Consider the following 18,820-nt stretch of genomic DNA (forward strand, 5'->3'; position numbering starts at 1 on the left):
CTCAATACATATATGCTATATGTATTGTAACAAATGACTACGGCAAAACAAGGGAGCTATTTCACCGTGGCATTGACAAAGACAAAGAGCAAGGCAAAGTCAAATCACGTGGACTAAAACAACAATGGCATGAAAGCTTAAATCAGAACAGGTAAAGCATGCAATTGCAAAGGATCGTGAATATTTTTTCGTCTGTTGGATATAATCTGATAGGTAAGGCAATGATACAATTGCCTCAAGTGTTAATTTTTTGTATATTCTTTCAATTACATTTGTTCTCATGCTTTCGTTATGTTAACATAAAGTTGACAAAAATGAAGGATAATCATTGAAAGAAATGACGTTTATAGGTATAATCAATTTTGCAGTTAAACACTGTAGATCATTTAGTTGATGGAGGTAAATGAATTGGGAAAAGCCCTTATTATTGGTGCTGGTGGTGTTGCTAGCGTTGTGGTTCACAAATGCTGCCAAAACCCAGATGTTTTTGAAGAAATCTGTATTGCAAGCCGAACGAAATCGAAATGTGATGCTTTGAAGGCAAAACTCGACGGCGGCAAAACAAAAATTTCAACAGCAAAGGTAGATGCAGACAACACGCAGGAGTTGATTGAATTAATCAATGCGTTTAAGCCGGAAATCGTTATCAATGTCGCTTTGCCTTACCAAGATTTGACCATTATGGATGCTTGTTTGGCAACGGGTGTACACTATTTGGATACGGCGAACTACGAACCGGTGGATACGGCGAAATTCGAGTATAAATGGCAGTGGGCATACAAAGAACGCTTTGAAAAAGCAGGCTTAACAGCGATATTGGGCTGTGGTTTTGATCCGGGTGTTACCGGTGTCTTCAGCGCTTATGCGATGAAGCATTACTTTGATGAAATTCATACCATTGATATCGTTGATGCCAACGCGGGCGATCACGGTTATCCATTTGCAACCAATTTTAACCCTGAAATCAATATTCGTGAAATTACGGCTAACGGTCGATACTGGGAACGCGGTGAGTGGCTGGAAACGGCACCGCTTTCTGTAAAACAAAGTTATAACTTGCCGCAGATTGGGCCGAAGAATATTTATCTGCTCTATCATGAGGAACTGGAATCGCTTGCACAAAACATCAAGGGGATTGAAAAAATCCGCTTTTGGATGACGTTTTCCGACAGTTATCTCACACATCTCAAAGTGCTGGAAAATGTCGGCATGACTTCAATAGAGCCGATTATGTTTGAAGGCAAAGAAATCGTGCCGCTTCAGTTTTTAAAAGCGATACTGCCGGATCCTGCATCACTTGGTCCGAGGACAAAAGGCAAGACCAACATTGGCTGTATCTACCAAGGTGTCAAAGACGGTGAAGCGAAAACTTATTATGTTTACAATGTTTGTGATCACGAAGCGTGCTACGCTGAGGTAGGATCACAGGCTATTTCTTATACAACAGGTGTACCGGCAATGATCGGCGCCATGATGCTGATGAAAGGACTCTGGAAAAAACCGGGGGTCTACAATGTTGAAGAATTTGATCCCGATCCATTTATGGATGCATTAAATCAGTATGGTCTTCCATGGGTTGAGGATTTCAGTCCGACGCTCTTAGAGAAGTAGGTGTCTGCATGGAGTTTGATATTCAAAAACTGCCGACGCCTTGCTATGTTGTCGACGAACGCCTCTTAAAGCGTAATCTTGAAATACTGGATCATGTGCAAAAGCGAACGGGTGCTAAGATACTGCTGGCATTAAAAGGCTTTTCAATGCATGCAACGTTTCCGCTAATTGGTCAATACCTCGCCGGTGTTACCTCGAGCTCGCTCTTTGAGGCAACGCTGGGCCGAGAAAAAATGAATAAAGAAGTGCATGCTTACGTACCGGCGTATATACCCTCAGAATTTCAAGGGTATCTCGAAAAGTGCGATCATCTCGTTTTTAATTCATTTGATCAATGGATGAAGTATAAGCCGCAGGTGATGGCTTTTGAAAAACATGTTAGCTGTGGCCTTCGCGTCAATCCTGAGTATTCAGAAATTGAAGTGCCGCTCTACAATCCCTGCTATGCAAATTCCAGATTGGGCATTACAGTGGACAACTTTAATCCTGCACTTTTGGATGGCATTGAAGGGCTGCATTTTCATACGCTGTGCGAGCAGAATTCCGACGCATTAAAACGCACGATTCCGCATCTTGAGGAAAAGTTTGGCATTTACATGAAACAGATGAAGTGGATTAATTTCGGTGGTGGTCATCATATAACAAGAGATGATTATGATATCGAGACGCTGATTGAGACCATTTTGTATATTAAGGAAAAATATGATGTCGATATCTATTTAGAGCCCGGTGAAGCCGTTGCACTCAACACGGGATTTCTCGTTACAGAAGTGCTGGATATTGTCAAAAACGGCATGTCGATAGCGCTTATTGACGCATCAGCAGCATGTCATATGCCCGATGTCATTGAGATGCCATACAGGCCGCATATTATCGGCTCTGATAAACCCGACATGCTGCCGTATACGTATCGCCTTGGCGGTGTAACCTGTCTATCCGGCGATATCGTTGGCGACTACAGCTTTGCTGAACCGCTCAAGATTGGCGATCGTCTTGTTTTCACAGATATGGCACATTACACGATGGTGAAAAACAATATGTTCAATGGTGTTAACTTGCCTGCAATTGCCCTTTTTTCAGAGGCAAAGGGGATACAGATCATCCGTACCTTTGGCTATGATGATTATAAAAATCGTTTGTCGTAATGTGTGTATCAAAGATTGTTTATCAATATTTGAAAGAAATTATCAATTATTTGAAATGTAAAACCGTATCGCTGTGAAAAAAGTGATACGGTTTTTTTGTAGAGATAAGGAGTTGGCCGTTAAGTAATTTGGTAGATGATCCACACGCGAAAACGGCTTTTTAATGTCGGCTTGGGTGTGTAAAAAAATGGTCGAGAGGGCCTGACCCCTTTCCAAGATTGAGTCCTGCACGCAGTGCGCCATTTAAATAGAACTTTGCATCTGCAATGCTTTGATAAAGCGATTTTTTCTCAGCAAGACCGCAGGCAATGGCACTTGAGAGTGTACAGCCAGTACCGTGTGTATTGGAAGTGTCGATGCGTTTGCTTTCAAACCAATCGTATTGTCCTTTATGGAAGAGCAGATCGTCTGCAGTATCTGTCAAGTGCCCACCTTTGATTAAAATTGCTGTCGGAATAGAAGCGGCAATGGCCTCAGCTGCGGCTGCCATGCTCTTTTTATCGTTTATCCTTAAACCAGTCAATGCTTCAGCTTCTGGAATATTTGGCGTAATGACAGTTGCCATGGGTAATAATAGATGCCGAAGCGCACTGACAGCATCTTCATCTAATAATCGGCTGCCGCTCGTCGAAACCATGACGGGATCAATAACAAGGTTTTTTACAGAATGCTTTGCGAGCGCTGCTGCGATTGTTTCTATGAGTACGGCGCTGGCAACCATGCCGATTTTGACAGCATCGGGTGCAATATCATCGTAAATAAGATCAATTTGCTGTCTAACAAAATCTGGAGGTGTCGGTACAACCCCATAGACGCCTGTCGTGTTCTGGGCCGTTAGTGCTGTTATGGCACTCATACCGTAGTGACCGAATGCGGCGAAGGTTTTCAAATCCGCTTGAATACCTGCACCGCCGCTGCAATCCGAACCTGCAATGGTCAATAGTTTTTTCATTTTAATACCTCCGATAATTGTTGGTAAAAGCGGCGTGTGCCGCCTAGAATGTCGGGTTGGTCAAGCAACGCCGACACAACTGCGACACCAGCCATTGAATGGCCAGCTAAATAATGAAGATTATCAATGTTGATTCCTCCGATGCCTACAATGGGGATTTTCACAGATTGAGCGATTGAATCGAATAGTTCAAATGAAATGCGTTTAGCAGAAGTTTTGGATTTGGATGAAAAAAGCGCTCCAACACCGAGATAATCTGCACCGCATCGCTCAGCTGTAATGGCTTGTTCAACTGATTTGGCGGTAACGCCAATAATGGCGTTCGCACCGAGCAATTTTCTTGCAGCGTCGACATCGCCGTCATCCTGTCCAAGGTGGACGCCCTCGGCGCCAATTGCTTTGGCAACAGTGGGATGGTCATTGATAATCAATGGGATACCCAGTGAATGCGTCACGGCATGAACTGACTTGCCAATTTCAATGTAATCGGCTTCTGAGAGATCTTTTTCTCTGAGCTGTACGCTGGTGACACCGCCTTCAATGGCAGTGCGAACTTGCTGATCCAATGGCATTTCAGGATGGTAGCGTCGATCCGTTACGAGGTAGAGTTTAAGCATGTTTGTGACAAATGTCATTTTATTGATGTTCAATGTGAAGTCCCCTTTTTACCATGTCAAATGACAAGGTGCTGATTGTATCCCAGAAAGTTTGATAAAATGTCCCAAGGCCATCGTTGGGCTGAAGGGATGCCGCGAGTTCGCCTGTATAGCCAAAGATTGCCGTGGCAATTGCCATATCTAGCGGTGATCGAGAAGCAGGATGACTGATGACAGCCGATAAGAATGCTGACAGCATGCACCCCATTCCCGTAATCTTAGACATTTGCCAGCAGCCATTGTTAACGGTAAATGTTCTGTAACCATCTGTGACAATATCGACAGAACCCGAAAGTATAATGATTGTCTGGTATTTAAGTGCAGTTTCTTTCGCCAGTTTAATGGCGTTGGCAGTTATGGGTTTGATAGCAGTACTATCAATACCATCGTGCAGGTCATTGAGTGGTGCATTTGCTGAAAGTGCTGTAATTTCAGCAAAATTGCCACGGATGACAGAAGGTCTAACAGTTGACAGCCAATTGAGAATGAAATGGTGTCTAAAGACAGAAGTACCACAGCCGACTGGGTCTAATACAATAGGCACTTGATAGTGCATGGCGGCTTTGCCGACATTTGATATTGTCTGCATGCGCTGCGCATTCGGCGTTCCTAGGTTAATCATGAGCGATTGACTGTTTTTAGTGATATCGGCAGCCTCTTCAGGTGCGTCAGCCATAATGGGCGATGCGCCTATGGCGAGCAGTAAATTAGCACAAGCATTGGCCGTTACGTAATTTGCAATACAATGAATGCGTGGCGTATGTTCAGAAAAGGCGGCTAATTGCTTATGCAGTATCGTCTGTATTTCAATGGGTTGAATGGACATAACGAAGCCCTCCGCTGATAATGAGTTTTAAAGCGGCAATCGCAATCATAACAGGAATTGTAATGCCAGTGATAAGATCAAACTGCAGCATATGACGATAAAATAAGAAACCAATCAGCCAAATAGCAGCGTTGATAAAATTGAAAGAACGCACGCTGCTGTCTGATTTTAAAATGAAATAATCGGTGATGAGGATGGCAAACATTGGTGCGAAAATGGAACCAATGACGTAAAGAAATCCTTCGAAATGATCGACTGGCGCCATTATGGACAATGCGGTTCCTAAAATAGCGGTCGCAAGTGCATAGTGTTTTTCTGATGCTTTTGGAAAGATGCTGTTAACGCTGACTCCTGATGAATAGACATCAAGATAAGTGGTTGTGACGGTTGAAGCGATAACGATCATGACGGCGGCAATGCCAAGCCCTGCCTCAAGCATAATGGCAACAATATCTGATGCACCGGTAAAGCATACAGCGCCGACACCAATAATATACATCCAGCTGCTGACCGTGAAATAAGTGATGGCACTGACAGCGGAAACGGTTCTTTTTTGCTTGGCAAAACGTGTATAATCTGCAATAAGCGGCAGCCATGAGAGCGGCATGGCGATGGCGAGTTCAACAGCGGCACCAAACTGCATGCCATCGCCAGCTGTACTGAGGAGTGGCCCTCCAAAAATATTTAAGCTGAGCGTAATCGTTAATACAAAGAGCAGTACCATTACAACGGTGTTGATTTTTTCGAGATTTTTAATGCCAATTTTAATCCAGATCAGGATTAGTATACCAATAAGCAATGACCAAGGTACAGTGCTCGTCAATCCTAAGATTGGGTTTAGCACATAGGCGACCGCTTTAGCGCCGTTAATGATCATGATGGCAGTCCAGCCAATCAATTGTAGAATATTTGCCAGTGAAAAAAAACGCGAGCCCTTTTCGCCGAAAGCAATTTTGACAGTATCCATCGCACTTTTACCAGTATTTGCCCCAATATACCCCGCAAGGTAAAATATGATGGCGCCAATAAAATGCCCGAGCAAAATGGCGATAACCGCCTTATGAAATCCTAAGGGCGCTAAAAATGTACCCGTTAAAATTTCGGCGATGGAGACGGCGGCGCCAAACCATATAAGGCCGTGGTATTTCATTTCTTTAAAGTTCATGTTATTCCTCCTATGCAATGATCTACGGATGCATATGCCGGAAGTTCGCATAAAAAAATGAGGTCGCACAAAGGCGTCCTCATTAATTCTCAGCGAATGATTCCCTCCGTTGGCATTATCCAAATCAGGTATAAGGGTCGAAGTTGGATGACTTCCTCTCAGCCTGCACACAAGCTCCCCGTATTCAATTGACCTGAGTTTACCACAACACGTTCCGGCTGTCAATTAATGCAGAACAGCTTACGGCCTTTAAATGGAAAGATAAAACTGCGCAGTAAGATAAAATTGATTCACAGAATGTGTTGTGTGGGCAAATCGTATAGGACAAAAAAGATTGAGATCAAAGACAGAATGCTATAAAGTGTTATACTGGTATAAAGAATATGCTGATGCAGATCATTATGGACATAAACTGAAAAGCCTGTAGTATGTGTTTAAAAGTGAAAGATTATGCGATATTTCTGTTTTCAAGCATGTTTTTTCGGGTATTTTGTAACCATAATATATTGTCAATATACAATAATCAGGAGGTGCACGGTGGGGAGCAAGCGCAAGAAGATGAATAAAGAACTTTATGAGAAAACACTTGAATCGCTTCAATTGGAACTCATAAAAATGCAAGATTGGATCAAGGCAAAGGGGCTCAGAGTCGTCGTTATCTTCGAAGGACGTGATGCAGCGGGGAAAGGCGGTGCGATTAAACGCATTACTGAAAAGCTAAATCCACGTGTTTGCCGCGTAATCGCGTTGGGGGTTCCAACGGAACGCGAAAAATCACAATGGTATTTTCAGCGGTATGTTGCGCATCTGCCGGCTGCTGGTGAAATGGTGCTCTTTGACAGAAGCTGGTACAACAGAGCCGGTGTTGAAACCGTGATGAACTTTTGCACAAAAGATGAAGCAGATTATTTTTTAAAGACGTGTCCGGAATTTGAGAAAATGCTAATTGACGATGGCATTATTCTGATTAAATATTGGTTTTCAGTCAGTGATGAAGAACAGGAAAAAAGATTTCAAGGCAGAATTAACGATCCGACAAAACGCTGGAAAATTAGTCCGATGGATTTAGAATCCAGAACAAGGTGGGTTGCGTACTCCAAAGCAAAAGACAAAATGTTTAAACACACGGATACGAAGCATTCGCCATGGTATGTGGTAGATGCCGACAACAAGAAAAAAGCGCGTATCAACTGTATAGCACATTTATTGACAAAAATTGATTACAAGGAAATTGAGAAGCCAAGTATTGAGTTGCCAGATCGGCAGCCGGACGATGCTTATGAACGTCCGCCAATGGAAGAACAGAACTTTGTTCCCAATTATGCTGAAAAGGTTATAAAAGCAGAAGACGCTTAAGACATCAATGGGGGAGTCTATGTTTAACGTAAATACGTCATCTTTGAAATTTAGAATCGCCGTTATCTTTATTGGTGTTATCACGCTGAGCCTAATCGGGATCAACATTATTCTCATCGGTAACTGGATGCAGGTTTCCGAGGGCGTCATTAACCAAATGGAGCGTGATACAAGTCGCGATATTGGAGAGGTCGTTGATCGCTTTATTGAACGGCCGATGTATATCAATGCAGAAAATCAGTATGTTTTTACAAATGGTATTGTGTCACTGGCAGAGAAGACTGCTCGTGAAAAATATTTTGCAGGAGTTATATCGGCCAATTCCCCTGAAATATACAGCTTTAGCATTGGAACGAATAAAGGGGAGTATTTTGGAGCTCGGCGCAATGTAGAAAACGAGATCGAAATCATGCTTTGTGATGAAACAACGGATTGGCATTCCACTTATTATGCCACAAAAGAGGATATGACAGCCGGTGAAATTACACAGGTGAACAACATCTTTGATCCGAGAACGAGGCCTTGGTATCAGATTGCAGTTGAAACGGGAAGTGCTTCATTTTCACCGATCTATAAACATTTTTTTATGGACGATTTAGCAATATCGGCTGCTATTCCCATTTACGACAAGCATGAAGAAGTCGTCGCAGTCTTGGGGACGCACATGGTTTTATCAGGGCTTAATGTGTATTTATCAAATCACGTTATGGAGGAAAATGCTTCTGCTTATATCGTTGAGGCAGAAACCGGCGATCTTGTCAGCAGTACTGTTGGCATGAACAGTTTTAATAAGAATGCAGACGGGACATTCATCCGAACGAATATTGCTGAGGCTGAAGACGGTCATATTTTAGAGGCATACGATACATACCGTTTAACAGGAGAAGCAAAGTTCGTTGCCCGAGAGAGTGAAGAAAAAGAGCATATTTTAATAACACCTTATGAAAAAGTCGGCATCCAATGGCTAATTATTACAATGATACCTGAGGAACAGTTTATTGGGCCAATGCTTAGGGCGAGCACGCTCTCAGTACTTTTCTCGCTGTTGGCGCTTTTTGTTACCATTGCAATTTTTATTAAAGTGCTGAACATTGCCATTCAGCCAATTGGTACGCTGATTGAGGCGACGAATGAATTTTCAAAAGGCAACTTTACAGTACGAGCCCCCGTTACATCTGAGAGTGAAATCAGTATGCTGGCAGTAACCTTTAACACGATGGCTGATGAAATACATCAGCTCATTGATAACTTGGAGGATAAGGTTAAAAAGCGCACGGTGAGCCTTGAAAAGAGCAATGAAGACCTTGTACAGGCAAAACTGGAAGCAGAAGATGCCAATCGGGCAAAAAGTCAGTTTTTGGCAAATATGAGTCATGAAATCAGAACGCCAATGAATGGGTTTATCGGCATGCTGCAGCTCTTGCAGTTCACAGAGCTTACAGAGGAGCAGGAAGAGTATGTGAGAATATGCAAAACGTCTTCCGAAACGCTGCTGACGATTATCAATGATATTTTAGACTATTCTAAAATCGAAGCAGGCAAGATGACACTGGATTATGTTGACTTTGAACTAGAAGCGCTTTTACAAGACACCATGAGTTTATATAGTGTGCAGGCTTCTCAAAAGGGAACCTCACTATCACTTGAGTATGATAAGCATACGCCAAAGCATTTAGTGGGTGATCCGATGCGGCTGCGTCAGATTATTGCAAACCTACTTGGCAATGCTGTCAAATTTACATCGAACGGTGCGATTAAAATCTTCGTTAACGTTGAGGCATTGCCAAAACAGGGACAGGTAAAATTGAAATTCTGTGTTTCCGATACAGGGATAGGTATTCCAGATGCAAAACAGAAAATGCTCTTTAAGAGCTTTAGCCAAGTTGACAATTCCAATACGCGTAAATTCGGCGGCACGGGACTTGGACTGGTGATCTCTAAAAATCTTGTTGAAATGATGCAGGGTAGTATATGGGTTGAAAGTGAACCGAATCAGGGAAGTCGCTTCTATTTCACGTGTCAGTTTGATTACAATGAAACGCGTGAAATTGAACCTGAAACACCAATGGAAGACATACAGCTCCAGGATTCAATACAATCGGGAAAACGTATCTTACTGGTTGAAGATGATGCGATTAGCCGTGTTGTCATTGAGCAGCTGATTCGCAGAAAAGGCTATGGGCTTGATTTGGCATTAAACGGAAAAGAGGCCGTTGATGTTGTCAATCATTCGAACTATGATTTAATTTTGATGGATATCCAAATGCCTGATATGGACGGTTATACGGCGACGCGTATTATTCGAAGCAGTAAGTTGAAGCGTCAACCGATTATTATTGCAACAACTGCATTTGCCTTAAAAGGTGATCGCGAAAAATGCCTTGAGGCAGGTATGGATGATTATATCAGTAAACCAATTGACGTTGAAGCATTTTATGAAATGCTTGAGCGCTATTTAGAGGATTAGCTTTGTAAGTTTTGCACGACAATCCTGTAATAAACCGACTTTAAGAAGCCCGCAATGGGTGGACGAAAGTCGGTTTTTTCGTGTCTTAGTATTGAATTTTCATTATTCGAGTGGTATATTTATAAAGTTATTGACATTTTGTCATAAATCATTAGTTAATGATAACGATTTTAAGAGATTACCGCTTTGATCCATAAGCTGACTTTTAACAATAAAGGAGTATGTGATGAAAATTTTTATATTCAATTATCGAGAAGATGAGAGACCATTTTTTGAATCATATTGCGCTCGTATTGGCGTATCCTATGATTTCACAGAAGAAGCCCCCTCAATTGCAAATATTGGTACACTATCTGGCTATCAGGCGGTCAGTGTTGTAACGACGCCAATTGATCAGACGTTGATCGATGCATTCTATAATGTTGGTATCCGGTTTATATCAACACGAACGATGGGAATGGATCACATTGATGTCAATTATGCGCGTAAGAAGGGGATTGAAGTTGGCAATGTTGCTTACGAGTCTAATATTGTTGCAGAATATGCCGTCATGCTCATGCTAATGGCCAGCCGAAATGTTCAAACCATTATGAAGCGGTTTGATGGACAGGATTTTTCGCTCGTAGGCGTTCGAGGGAAAACACTGAGCAATTTAACCGTTGGTGTTATTGGTACTGGCAAAATAGGACAAAAAGTGATCTCGTTACTGGCGCCTTTCGGTTGTCAAATACTCGCTTATGATGTTTATGAAAATGATGCTGTAAAACAGCATGCAACTTACAAAACGTTAAATGGCGTTCTGGCAGAAAGCGACCTTATTACAATGCACCTGCCTTCGACGCCCGAGAGCATACACATGATTAACCGCGAATCCATTGCAGAGATGAAAACGGGTGCCGTTATTGTGAACACCGCACGCGGAACGCTTATCGATACGATGGCACTGATTGAAGGCCTTGAAACGAAAAAGCTTGGCGGTGCAGCTTTAGATGTTCTGGAAGAAGAAGCATACTTGTTCTATAAAGACTTAAAATCAGAACCGATTGATCATCGTGCGCTTAATATTCTGCGTTCGATGCCTAATGTGATCCTAACACCGCATACGGCTTTTTATACGCGGGAAGCAGTACAACAGATGGCAGAGAACTCGATTGACAGCTGTGTTGCTTTTTTTAAAAATGAATAATTTAATCACATATTTTACAATCGTACATTTGGAAACGATAAATCACGGGAAAATATGGGTAGAGGGAAAATTACTGGATGACCGTATCGATTCAGTGAATCAAATAAAGCTATCTCATGAAGAAAGTACTGCTATACTGCTTGAGATGGGAATGGTTTTTCAGCGATTTAATCTTTTTCCACATAAGACTGTGCTGGAAAATGTCATGCTTGCGCCGATCCATGTGCGTAAATATCCTGCGGATAAGGCAGAGGCAATCGCAAAGGCACTTATTCAAAAGGTTGGACTGTCTGACAAACTTGATGAATATCCTTCGAGATTATCTGGTGGTCAACAGCAACGGGTAGCCATTGCGAGAGCTTTGGCGATGCAGCCAAAAATCATGCTCTTTGACGAACCGACATCGGCGCTGGATCCAGAACTCGTCGGTGAAGTATTGAATGTCATGAAAGAGCTTGCAGCGGAGGGTATGACCATGGTGTGTGTCACACATGAGATGGGCTTTGCCAAAGAAGTTGCAGATCGCGTAATCTTTATGTATAATGGTGAAATATTAGAAGATGCGACGCCTGCAGAAATTTTTACGGCGCCGAAACACGAAAAGACACAGACGTTTTTAAAATCTATTTTAAATGCATAGCCATTATCGTCTAAAGTGTTTAGATAGATACCATTATATATAGTAGGGAAGTGTAAATTTAGAAAGCACTTGAAATCATTTGATAAAAATAAAAAAATCATTATTGAAGTTAAACGAGCCGAGGCCCTGCCTCGGTTTTTTTGCGTCGTGCAATCAGTGTCCAACATTTTAGACAGTGTCCAAAAAGCTGGACACTTAAAAGTGATGAAAGATACAGAAACAGTCATTTCAACGTATGGCATCAATTTTGCATTACCTATGGGCGGGTGATATAATCAACATAGATGGAGGTACTTATGAATCCGAGTTTTAGAATGCGACTCTTCCGATGGTTTATCATCGTTTCCGTCATACCGTCAATTCTTTTGGGCGGTTTTAGTTATTTAATGATTAATCAGGAAATATCCAAGAATACGGAAGATATGATTAATAATATCAATGATGGTATTTATAACATGATTGATACACAGCAGCGTGTTTTGGATCAGTGGCTGCCAAGTGCGGCAGAGGCCTTCGTCAGTAAAATGGATGCGCTCGGTGAAAGCCGTTTTGATTATAATGAAATGGTTCAGGTCGGTGACTATTTACTGCCGACATGGTATATTGGCGATCAAAAGATTACCCATGACTATACCCTTGTCGATGAATTAATCGAAAAAGAGAAATTGCCGGCGACGATTTTCATGCTCGTCGATAATAAATTCTTGCGCGTTAGTACTAATGTTCGTCAGGAAGACGGCAGCCGCATCATTGATACAGATATAACGTCAGGACCTATTTATGAGAAGATTATCAATGGGCAGGTGTACTTGGGGCGCGCAAGTGTTGAAGGCATTATGCATGCAACGATTTATATGCCGATCTTTGATTCAAATAGAAAACTGATCGGTGCTTTTGTGCTCGGACGGCGAGAGAGCGAGTATGAGATTATCAATGCCATTCAAAAAATCAGTATTGCTAATAATGGTTATGTGATGATTGTCGATTCGGATGCTAACGTTATTATTCATCCTGATCGCACTGGCGAAAATGTCATGAGTTATGACTGGGTTCAAACGATTCTCAAACAGCAGAACGGTTCAATACGCTATACGTTTGAAGGCAGTCAGAAAATTGCTTATTACCGGTATTTTGAGCCTTGGGACTGGTATATCGTCTCTATAGGATTTGTCGATGACATTCAAAATACGCCGCGTACGATGCTTAAACTTCTCATTATTACATTTGTTATGTCGATATTAATATCATTACTCATTGCTTATTTTATTTCGAAGGAATTCTTTAAACCAATTAATAAACTGGTCAACTCTTTAAAACAGATGAAAAATGGTGATTTATCCGTACGCTTTACCTCGTATGAAGATGAAGAATTTAAGTTTTTAAGCAATACTTTTAATTCACTCAGTTATACTTTTTCACTGCTCATTGGACGCCTGATTGCAAGTTCCAATAAATTGAAGGAATCATCGAAGCGCGTACTGATGGATCTTGACCGTTCAAAGACAACGCTTCAGAATTTGGAAACAGATATTGAAGGGCTGATGTCTTATCCGATTAAAGTAACAATGGAGAACAATGTTATCTATTTAAATGTTGATCGCCCAAAAGAAGTATTAACGGCGCTTGAAGCGCTAAGGCAAAAATTACCGAAATATATTAATGGCAGCAACGAAGATGTGATCGAAGTGATGAACATCATTGATGAGATTGAGCGCAAAATAGATTGTAAGCATGATCATGTAATCAATCAAGTGGAAGAAATGGATATTAACAATCGCTTCAACGCGATTTATATTGAAATTCAAAAATTAAAACTGTTAATAGATAATATTGTAAATTCGGCATCCAGTTTGGACGGCATCGCTAATGAAGTTGATAAACAGGTGAACATCTTTAAAACCGAGAACGACCCGTATATTGATTAATGGAGGATAGTTTTGAAGGCGAAAGATATCATGAATTGCTTTTTCGAAGAATGCTGTACGACGGATCATGTCGGGTATGTAAAAAATATGATGATAGAAAAGCAATCAGATTTTGCCATTGTCGTTGATCGTGAAGGACGTTACAAAGGCGTTCTCTATGCACGTTCTATTGTTAACACATCGATTGAGGGCAAAACATGCCATGAGATTATGTCTGAAGTCAGAGCTATTGGCGAAGAACAAGCATTAGAGCATATCAATGATGATTACAAATCATTTATCCCCGTTATCAATCGCATGGGGTATCCTGTTGGCATTATCACACTGGAAGAAATGTTTAATTTATGGCGAACGGAAAAAAAGGAGCCGGTTTTTCAAAGGAAAACACCCAATAATCGAACGGCTAAGTATACCATTGACGACATTATTGGCAACAGCCATATTGTTATGAGCTTAAAGGAGAGCATCCTGTCAGCAGCTCGGGTGAGGTCAACGGTGCTGATTTTGGGCGAAACCGGTGTTGGCAAGGAATTAGTGGCGCAGGCGATTGCCAATCTCAGCGCACGGCGCTTTAAGCCTTTCGTAAGAATTAACTGTGCAGCAATTCCTGAAAATTTGCTGGAATCAGAGCTGTTTGGCTATGAAGCAGGTGCTTACACAGGGGCGTTGAAAGGCGGCAATCAAGGGAAATTCGAAATTGCCGATGGCGGTACGATTTTTTTGGATGAAATTGGTGATATGCAGCTGATGATGCAGGCGAAAATTTTACGTGTTTTGCAGGAGCGCGAAATAGAAAAAATCGGTGGAAGATACCCAATTCCCGTTGATGTAAGGGTGATTGCGGCAACACATGCAGATCTTGAACGCATGATTGAAAATCGTGAATTTCGTCAGGACCTTTATTATCGGTTAAATGTAATCCCGATACACATCCCGCCTTTGCGGGAGCATGTTGAAGATATTGAACCATTGTTTAATCATTATATCAACCTGTACGCTGAGGAAATGGGGTTAACGGCGCCAAATGTTGAACGCGGCGTTTATGAAATGCTAAAAGCATATCATTGGCCGGGGAATGTAAGGGAATTGAAGAATCTCGTCGAGATGTTGATTGCATCCAATAGTGGACGCATTGCCAAGGGGATGCTCTCATCGTATTTTTCTGATAAGTTGGAATATGAGCGACAGGATGAAAATTACCTAAAGCTCAATTCAATTGAAGCAGAACGTGAAATGATACTGAAATATTTAAAGATGCATGACAACAATAAGAACAAAGTTGCAGATGTCTTGGGCATTTCGAGGAGTACGCTTTACAATAAACTAAAACGCTATCAAATCAAGTGATCTCAGCAATTGAAAATGACACAGTACAGCACTTGAGGGCATGACGTTTTGTTTTTGAAAGATATAAAGAAACCGCGTATTATGACAGGAATGACGCATCCTCCACCGTCAAGGTGCGGATAGAACCAACCCCTAACACATCGAAAGATGAACAGAGAAGCCGTCTCAGAAAATGGGATGGTTTCTTTGTTAAGAAAATCAATTTTAGATCATCGAAGTTAGGCCGTAAGCTTGATAAAATAAACGATAAAATTTTGCGTCCAAATGGCATTAATCAATTTGAGTTTTTAATATTTATGTAAATTGCTATCGGCGTTTATGATCAGTTGCAGGTGGTAATATTGAAAAAATATGAAAAATGAATTATGATTAGTGTATTCTAAGAGTTGGAATGCCAACGATTAAGCGTTGTGGGAGGATTGAATAGATGCTGATGGATGCACACCTGGAAGAAATTTTTATTCGAAAAATTATCAATGGAGAGTATGCTGCGGAAACATATTTACCCCCAGAACGTACTTTGGCGACAATGTATGAAGTGAGTCGTCCGGTTGTTCATCGCGCAATGATCCGATTGGAAGGCAAGGGACTGATTACAATTATGCCGAGAAAGGGGATACGCGTCAACGACTTTAAAAGAAATGCGAAACTCAGCACATTGCAGAGTATATTTGATATGGAGAAATTGGATATCAACCCTAGGCTTAATACACATATGCTGTCATTTATCAGAAAAATACTTGCGATGGTATTAGAAGAAGTGACGAAAACGAAATCGGTTTCTCGCGTTAAACGCATTGATTTGGCAGAGATGAGCCCAGGAAAAATATTTGAATGGAGTCAGCAGTATGCGCTTACATTGGATAATCCGATTTATACAATGCTCATTAATGAATTTGAAGTAGGGATTATCAATGCAGGTAAAGTAGTTGCGGCAACTAATACTGTCGACGTGTTTGCAAAGCACATCAATATCATAGATCTAGCAATGCAGTCGGGTGATTTGAAAACAGCAAAAGAAGGCTTGGAAAGGCTTTTTGATATTTTATTTGAAATATACCCGACACAGATTTAGTGACATATTAAGTGTGGTGACAAATGTACTTTTAAGCTCACTGTAAATACTTTGTGCATTTGATGGGCATTTGATATAATTAAACCCTGAATGTCTTTCGAAAAGAAGCGTTGCGTCGGCTGTGTGGCGCATAATTTAGCGCTATAGGGAGTGTTTTATGAAACAAATTCACATATTGGGCAATACGTATTGTATTGACACGGGAATGACCTACATTCCTTATTATAAAATAAATACGCATGAGATTGTCATGCTGGATTCAGGATGGGGTGACGGTGAAAGAGAAGGGATTGTCGAATTGCTAACGCGTGAATCGCTGCGCGTTGTCGGAATCATCAATTCTCATGCACACATCGATCATACGGGCAACAATATGTTCCTAAAGCAGCGTGATGGTGCTGTTATTGCAATGAGCGCGCTTGAAGCTTCAATTTGTCAGTCGCCCATTAGTATGAAAGCCTACTTTGGCGGCCATTCTCTAGCGGCTGTTGAAGCACACTTTGGTGATATGATTTCAGATACGGACATCGTAATCATGCCTGAGGATGATCATGTCACAATATGCAATACTGTTTTCGGTGTGATTCATACGCCGGGACATTCGCCTGCTCACATTGCGATTATTACACCTGATGACATTGCATATCTTGGCGATGCCATTATTAGTTATGAAGTCATGAAAGGGGCAAAAATGCCTTATGCCTTTATTCTGGAAGAAGATTTGAAGAGTATGGCGAAATTATCCGAACTCTCCTGTCGGCACTATATTGTTGCACATAAAGGGCATTATGAAGTGATTGGCAGTTTAATTCAGGATAATATTGAATTCTATAAACATAGAGCTGAACGCGTCAAAGAGGTTATTACGGCACCGATGACACAGGAAATGCTTTTAAAGGCCGTTATTGAAGCCTTTGATATTCGTATTAAAAGCATTCATTACCAGTTGGTCATAGAGCGGATGATGAAATCATTTTTGGATTATTTAGTGACGATTGGTGAAGTTGTCGTCTACATTGACGATGGCTTTATAAAATATGACTGCGTAAAATTGTAACCCCGAAAATGTCTTGCAATTGTTTTATTGGATTATATGTATTTTACAGAAGAAAACCTGAGCTCGTGTGCTCAGGTTTTTTAATAAATTCGATGGATTTGAATCGGTATCAAGAAATTTTTTCGTTTTTTTCCCACGGCATGACATCACCGTCTTCTTTCAGATATTGTAGAATATCTGATACGCCTTGTCCAGTAATAGCGCTTATATGAAAAATTTTTTCACATCCGGTCAAACGCAGCCATGTTTCAGCCTGTTCGGGATCGGCATCTTCGCGATCGATCTGAGTGACAATACCAATCATATCGCGGTTGACGCATGGTGCGATATTTGGTGGATAGATCGAAAAGGGCTCAGCGGCGTTGATTAACAGACCAATGACATCAGCTTCGTAAGAAAAGAGTGCGAGTGCACCTGCTAGATTTTTCGTTTCAGCATATTCGCCCGGTGTATCAATAATGACATCAAAGTGGTTGACGTACTGTGTTTTGTGATAGGTTATTTTTTTGCCTTTAAGCGCTTGTGTAAGTGTTGTTTTGCCGGCACCGCTTCGTCCGACGAGCATAATTTTTTTCATGTCGGGCCTCAGTTGATCAAGTTCTTGTGATATCGCAAACAGCGAATCCCAAGGTGTATTTGCAATAGTTGGTAATTTCCTTAATGGCCATCTCGATTTCAGATATCTTACCGGTAATAATGAGTGTACCGCTAAATCGATCGACAAAGCCCAAATCACAATTGGCGGTCTTGATTGCCAAGTCTCCTGCGATAATCGTTGTTTCGCTTGGGATCATTGTGACGATTCCAATAGCGGCTTTTGAATAGTCTATTGCAGGGTTCAAACCAAGCTTTTTATAGACGATAGCATCCGGGCTGGCAATAATATGAGCTAGTGTAATTTGCTTGCCCGGAACCATTTCTTGGATGATTCTAAGTTTGCCTTCAGGCGATAAAAGGTTTTGAGGATCCATTTTTCACTCCTTCTGTCTAAATGTTTTCGCTTATGTTATTATTATAAAAAAAATCAGCTAATAAGTCGGGATATTTTATTGTCGAAGAAGTATAATAAATCACGCGAAGTATCGCGAATCATGCATTGCATTTTTCTAGAGGATATGCTAAGATAGTTGAGGTGATAAAATTATGCCGAAGTGGCGGAATGGCAGACGCGCTAGTTTCAGGTACTAGTGAGTGAAAGCTCGTACAGGTTCGAGTCCTGCCTTCGGCACCAATGAGACGTCGTCATGAATACGACGAGGCGAGGGTTTTGAATGAAAATTCGAAACCCTCGTTTTTATGGTGTGCGTGCGTCCAGCAAAGCTGGACGTTGCTTGCTGGTGAAAGTCCAGCCATGGTAATCGCCAAGGAGCCATGTAGCCAGTCCCGGTGCGTCGCAGTAATGCGGGGTGCTG

General features: G+C 41.5%; 16 protein-coding genes, 1 tRNA gene and 1 riboswitch. Of the genes, 11 read left to right on the forward strand and 6 right to left on the reverse strand.

Annotation, left to right across the window (positions count from 1 at the left end; all coding sequences use genetic code 11):
- The first annotated feature begins 408 nt into the window (after positions 1–408).
- Together KHM83_RS18370 and nspC are read left to right on the forward strand one after the other, a co-directional pair.
- Positions 409–1,611 (forward strand): saccharopine dehydrogenase family protein, encoded by a 1,203-nt coding sequence (locus KHM83_RS18370; RefSeq protein ID WP_213238495.1) that lies wholly within the window; start codon positions 409–411, stop codon positions 1,609–1,611.
- An 8-nt stretch (positions 1,612–1,619) separates the two neighbouring features.
- Complete coding sequence (gene nspC, locus KHM83_RS18375) at positions 1,620–2,756, forward strand: carboxynorspermidine decarboxylase (RefSeq protein WP_213238496.1); 1,137 nt, start codon at positions 1,620–1,622, stop codon at positions 2,754–2,756.
- Positions 2,757–2,916: 160 nt separating this feature from the next.
- On the opposite strand, the gene thiD is transcribed toward nspC, so the two are convergent.
- The 4 genes from thiD to cytX are packed head-to-tail and all read right to left on the reverse strand — an operon-like array spanning position 2,917 to position 6,355.
- Positions 2,917–3,708, reverse strand: a complete 792-nt coding sequence (gene thiD / locus KHM83_RS18380) for a bifunctional hydroxymethylpyrimidine kinase/phosphomethylpyrimidine kinase (protein WP_213238497.1) — start codon at positions 3,706–3,708, stop codon at positions 2,917–2,919.
- Positions 3,705–4,358 carry a thiamine phosphate synthase gene (gene thiE, locus KHM83_RS18385; protein ID WP_213238498.1) on the reverse strand — a complete coding sequence of 218 codons (654 nt, stop codon included), beginning with the start codon at positions 4,356–4,358 and terminating at the stop codon, positions 3,705–3,707. The genes thiD and thiE overlap by 4 nt, the downstream gene beginning before the upstream one ends.
- Positions 4,345–5,190 carry a hydroxyethylthiazole kinase gene (gene thiM, locus KHM83_RS18390; protein ID WP_213238499.1) on the reverse strand — a complete coding sequence of 282 codons (846 nt, stop codon included), beginning with the start codon at positions 5,188–5,190 and terminating at the stop codon, positions 4,345–4,347. The genes thiE and thiM overlap by 14 nt, the downstream gene beginning before the upstream one ends.
- Positions 5,171–6,355 (reverse strand): putative hydroxymethylpyrimidine transporter CytX, encoded by a 1,185-nt coding sequence (gene cytX / locus KHM83_RS18395; protein WP_213238500.1) that lies wholly within the window; start codon positions 6,353–6,355, stop codon positions 5,171–5,173. Before cytX ends, thiM begins: the two co-directional genes overlap by 20 nt.
- An 82-nt stretch (positions 6,356–6,437) precedes the next feature.
- Positions 6,438–6,546: riboswitch (TPP riboswitch) on the reverse strand.
- Between the two features lie 346 nt (positions 6,547–6,892).
- Here cytX and ppk2 point away from each other — a divergent pair.
- The 8 genes from ppk2 to KHM83_RS18435 all read left to right on the forward strand — a co-directional run bounded on the left by ppk2 (position 6,893) and on the right by KHM83_RS18435 (position 17,408).
- Positions 6,893–7,711 carry a polyphosphate kinase 2 gene (gene ppk2, locus KHM83_RS18400; RefSeq protein ID WP_343213177.1) on the forward strand — a complete coding sequence of 273 codons (819 nt, stop codon included), beginning with the start codon at positions 6,893–6,895 and terminating at the stop codon, positions 7,709–7,711.
- Between the two features lie 19 nt (positions 7,712–7,730).
- On the forward strand, positions 7,731–10,178 hold the full coding sequence (locus KHM83_RS18405) for a hybrid sensor histidine kinase/response regulator (RefSeq protein ID WP_213238502.1): 2,448 nt from the start codon (positions 7,731–7,733) through the stop codon (positions 10,176–10,178).
- Positions 10,179–10,404: 226 nt separating this feature from the next.
- Positions 10,405–11,364, forward strand: coding sequence for an NAD(P)-dependent oxidoreductase (locus tag KHM83_RS18410; RefSeq protein ID WP_213238503.1), 960 nt, complete (start codon positions 10,405–10,407; stop codon positions 11,362–11,364).
- Positions 11,357–12,004 (forward strand): amino acid ABC transporter ATP-binding protein, encoded by a 648-nt coding sequence (locus KHM83_RS18415; protein ID WP_213238504.1) that lies wholly within the window; start codon positions 11,357–11,359, stop codon positions 12,002–12,004. Before KHM83_RS18410 ends, KHM83_RS18415 begins: the two co-directional genes overlap by 8 nt.
- Positions 12,005–12,300: 296 nt before the next feature.
- Positions 12,301–13,929 (forward strand): Cache 3/Cache 2 fusion domain-containing protein, encoded by a 1,629-nt coding sequence (locus KHM83_RS18420; RefSeq protein WP_213238505.1) that lies wholly within the window; start codon positions 12,301–12,303, stop codon positions 13,927–13,929.
- 12 nt (positions 13,930–13,941) lie between these two features.
- On the forward strand, positions 13,942–15,276 hold the full coding sequence (locus KHM83_RS18425; protein ID WP_213238506.1) for a sigma-54 interaction domain-containing protein: 1,335 nt from the start codon (positions 13,942–13,944) through the stop codon (positions 15,274–15,276).
- 427 nt (positions 15,277–15,703) lie between these two features.
- A complete protein-coding gene (locus KHM83_RS18430) occupies positions 15,704–16,351 on the forward strand; it encodes a FadR/GntR family transcriptional regulator (RefSeq protein WP_213238507.1) in 648 nt (215 codons plus the stop codon).
- A gap of 157 nt (positions 16,352–16,508) precedes the next feature.
- Entirely contained in the window at positions 16,509–17,408 is a 900-nt protein-coding gene (locus KHM83_RS18435) for an MBL fold metallo-hydrolase (protein ID WP_213238508.1), read from the forward strand.
- Positions 17,409–17,517: 109 nt separating this feature from the next.
- On the opposite strand, the gene KHM83_RS18440 is transcribed toward KHM83_RS18435, so the two are convergent.
- Together KHM83_RS18440 and KHM83_RS18445 are read right to left on the reverse strand one after the other, a co-directional pair.
- On the reverse strand, positions 17,518–17,985 hold the full coding sequence (locus tag KHM83_RS18440; RefSeq protein WP_213238509.1) for a EutP/PduV family microcompartment system protein: 468 nt from the start codon (positions 17,983–17,985) through the stop codon (positions 17,518–17,520).
- A 16-nt stretch (positions 17,986–18,001) separates the two neighbouring features.
- A complete protein-coding gene (locus KHM83_RS18445) occupies positions 18,002–18,379 on the reverse strand; it encodes a BMC domain-containing protein (protein ID WP_213238510.1) in 378 nt (125 codons plus the stop codon).
- Positions 18,380–18,553: 174 nt separating this feature from the next.
- Between KHM83_RS18445 and KHM83_RS18450 the strand changes: the two genes are divergently transcribed.
- Positions 18,554–18,639: transfer RNA gene (locus KHM83_RS18450), tRNA-Leu, on the forward strand.
- The last annotated feature ends 181 nt before the right edge of the window (positions 18,640–18,820 follow it).

Origin of the sequence: Fusibacter paucivorans (assembly GCF_018390735.1) — a bacterium.
Taxonomy (GTDB): domain Bacteria; phylum Bacillota; class Clostridia; order Peptostreptococcales; family Acidaminobacteraceae; genus Fusibacter; species Fusibacter paucivorans.

Excerpts from the sequence above, each read along its gene's own strand:
- KHM83_RS18430 (WP_213238507.1), top strand. The coding sequence starts at position 15,704 with ATGCTGATGGATGCACACCTGGAAGAAATTTTTATTCGAAAAATTATC.
- nspC (WP_213238496.1), top strand. The coding sequence starts at position 1,620 with ATGGAGTTTGATATTCAAAAACTGCCGACGCCTTGCTATGTTGTCGAC.
- KHM83_RS18435 (WP_213238508.1), top strand. The coding sequence starts at position 16,509 with ATGAAACAAATTCACATATTGGGCAATACGTATTGTATTGACACGGGA.
- KHM83_RS18405 (WP_213238502.1), top strand. The coding sequence starts at position 7,731 with ATGTTTAACGTAAATACGTCATCTTTGAAATTTAGAATCGCCGTTATC.
- KHM83_RS18440 (WP_213238509.1), bottom strand. The coding sequence starts at position 17,985 with ATGAAAAAAATTATGCTCGTCGGACGAAGCGGTGCCGGCAAAACAACA.
- cytX (WP_213238500.1), bottom strand. The coding sequence starts at position 6,355 with ATGAACTTTAAAGAAATGAAATACCACGGCCTTATATGGTTTGGCGCC.
- KHM83_RS18415 (WP_213238504.1), top strand. The coding sequence starts at position 11,357 with ATGAATAATTTAATCACATATTTTACAATCGTACATTTGGAAACGATA.
- KHM83_RS18420 (WP_213238505.1), top strand. The coding sequence starts at position 12,301 with ATGAATCCGAGTTTTAGAATGCGACTCTTCCGATGGTTTATCATCGTT.
- thiM (WP_213238499.1), bottom strand. The coding sequence starts at position 5,190 with ATGTCCATTCAACCCATTGAAATACAGACGATACTGCATAAGCAATTA.
- KHM83_RS18410 (WP_213238503.1), top strand. The coding sequence starts at position 10,405 with ATGAAAATTTTTATATTCAATTATCGAGAAGATGAGAGACCATTTTTT.
- thiD (WP_213238497.1), bottom strand. The coding sequence starts at position 3,708 with ATGAAAAAACTATTGACCATTGCAGGTTCGGATTGCAGCGGCGGTGCA.
- KHM83_RS18445 (WP_213238510.1), bottom strand. The coding sequence starts at position 18,379 with ATGGATCCTCAAAACCTTTTATCGCCTGAAGGCAAACTTAGAATCATC.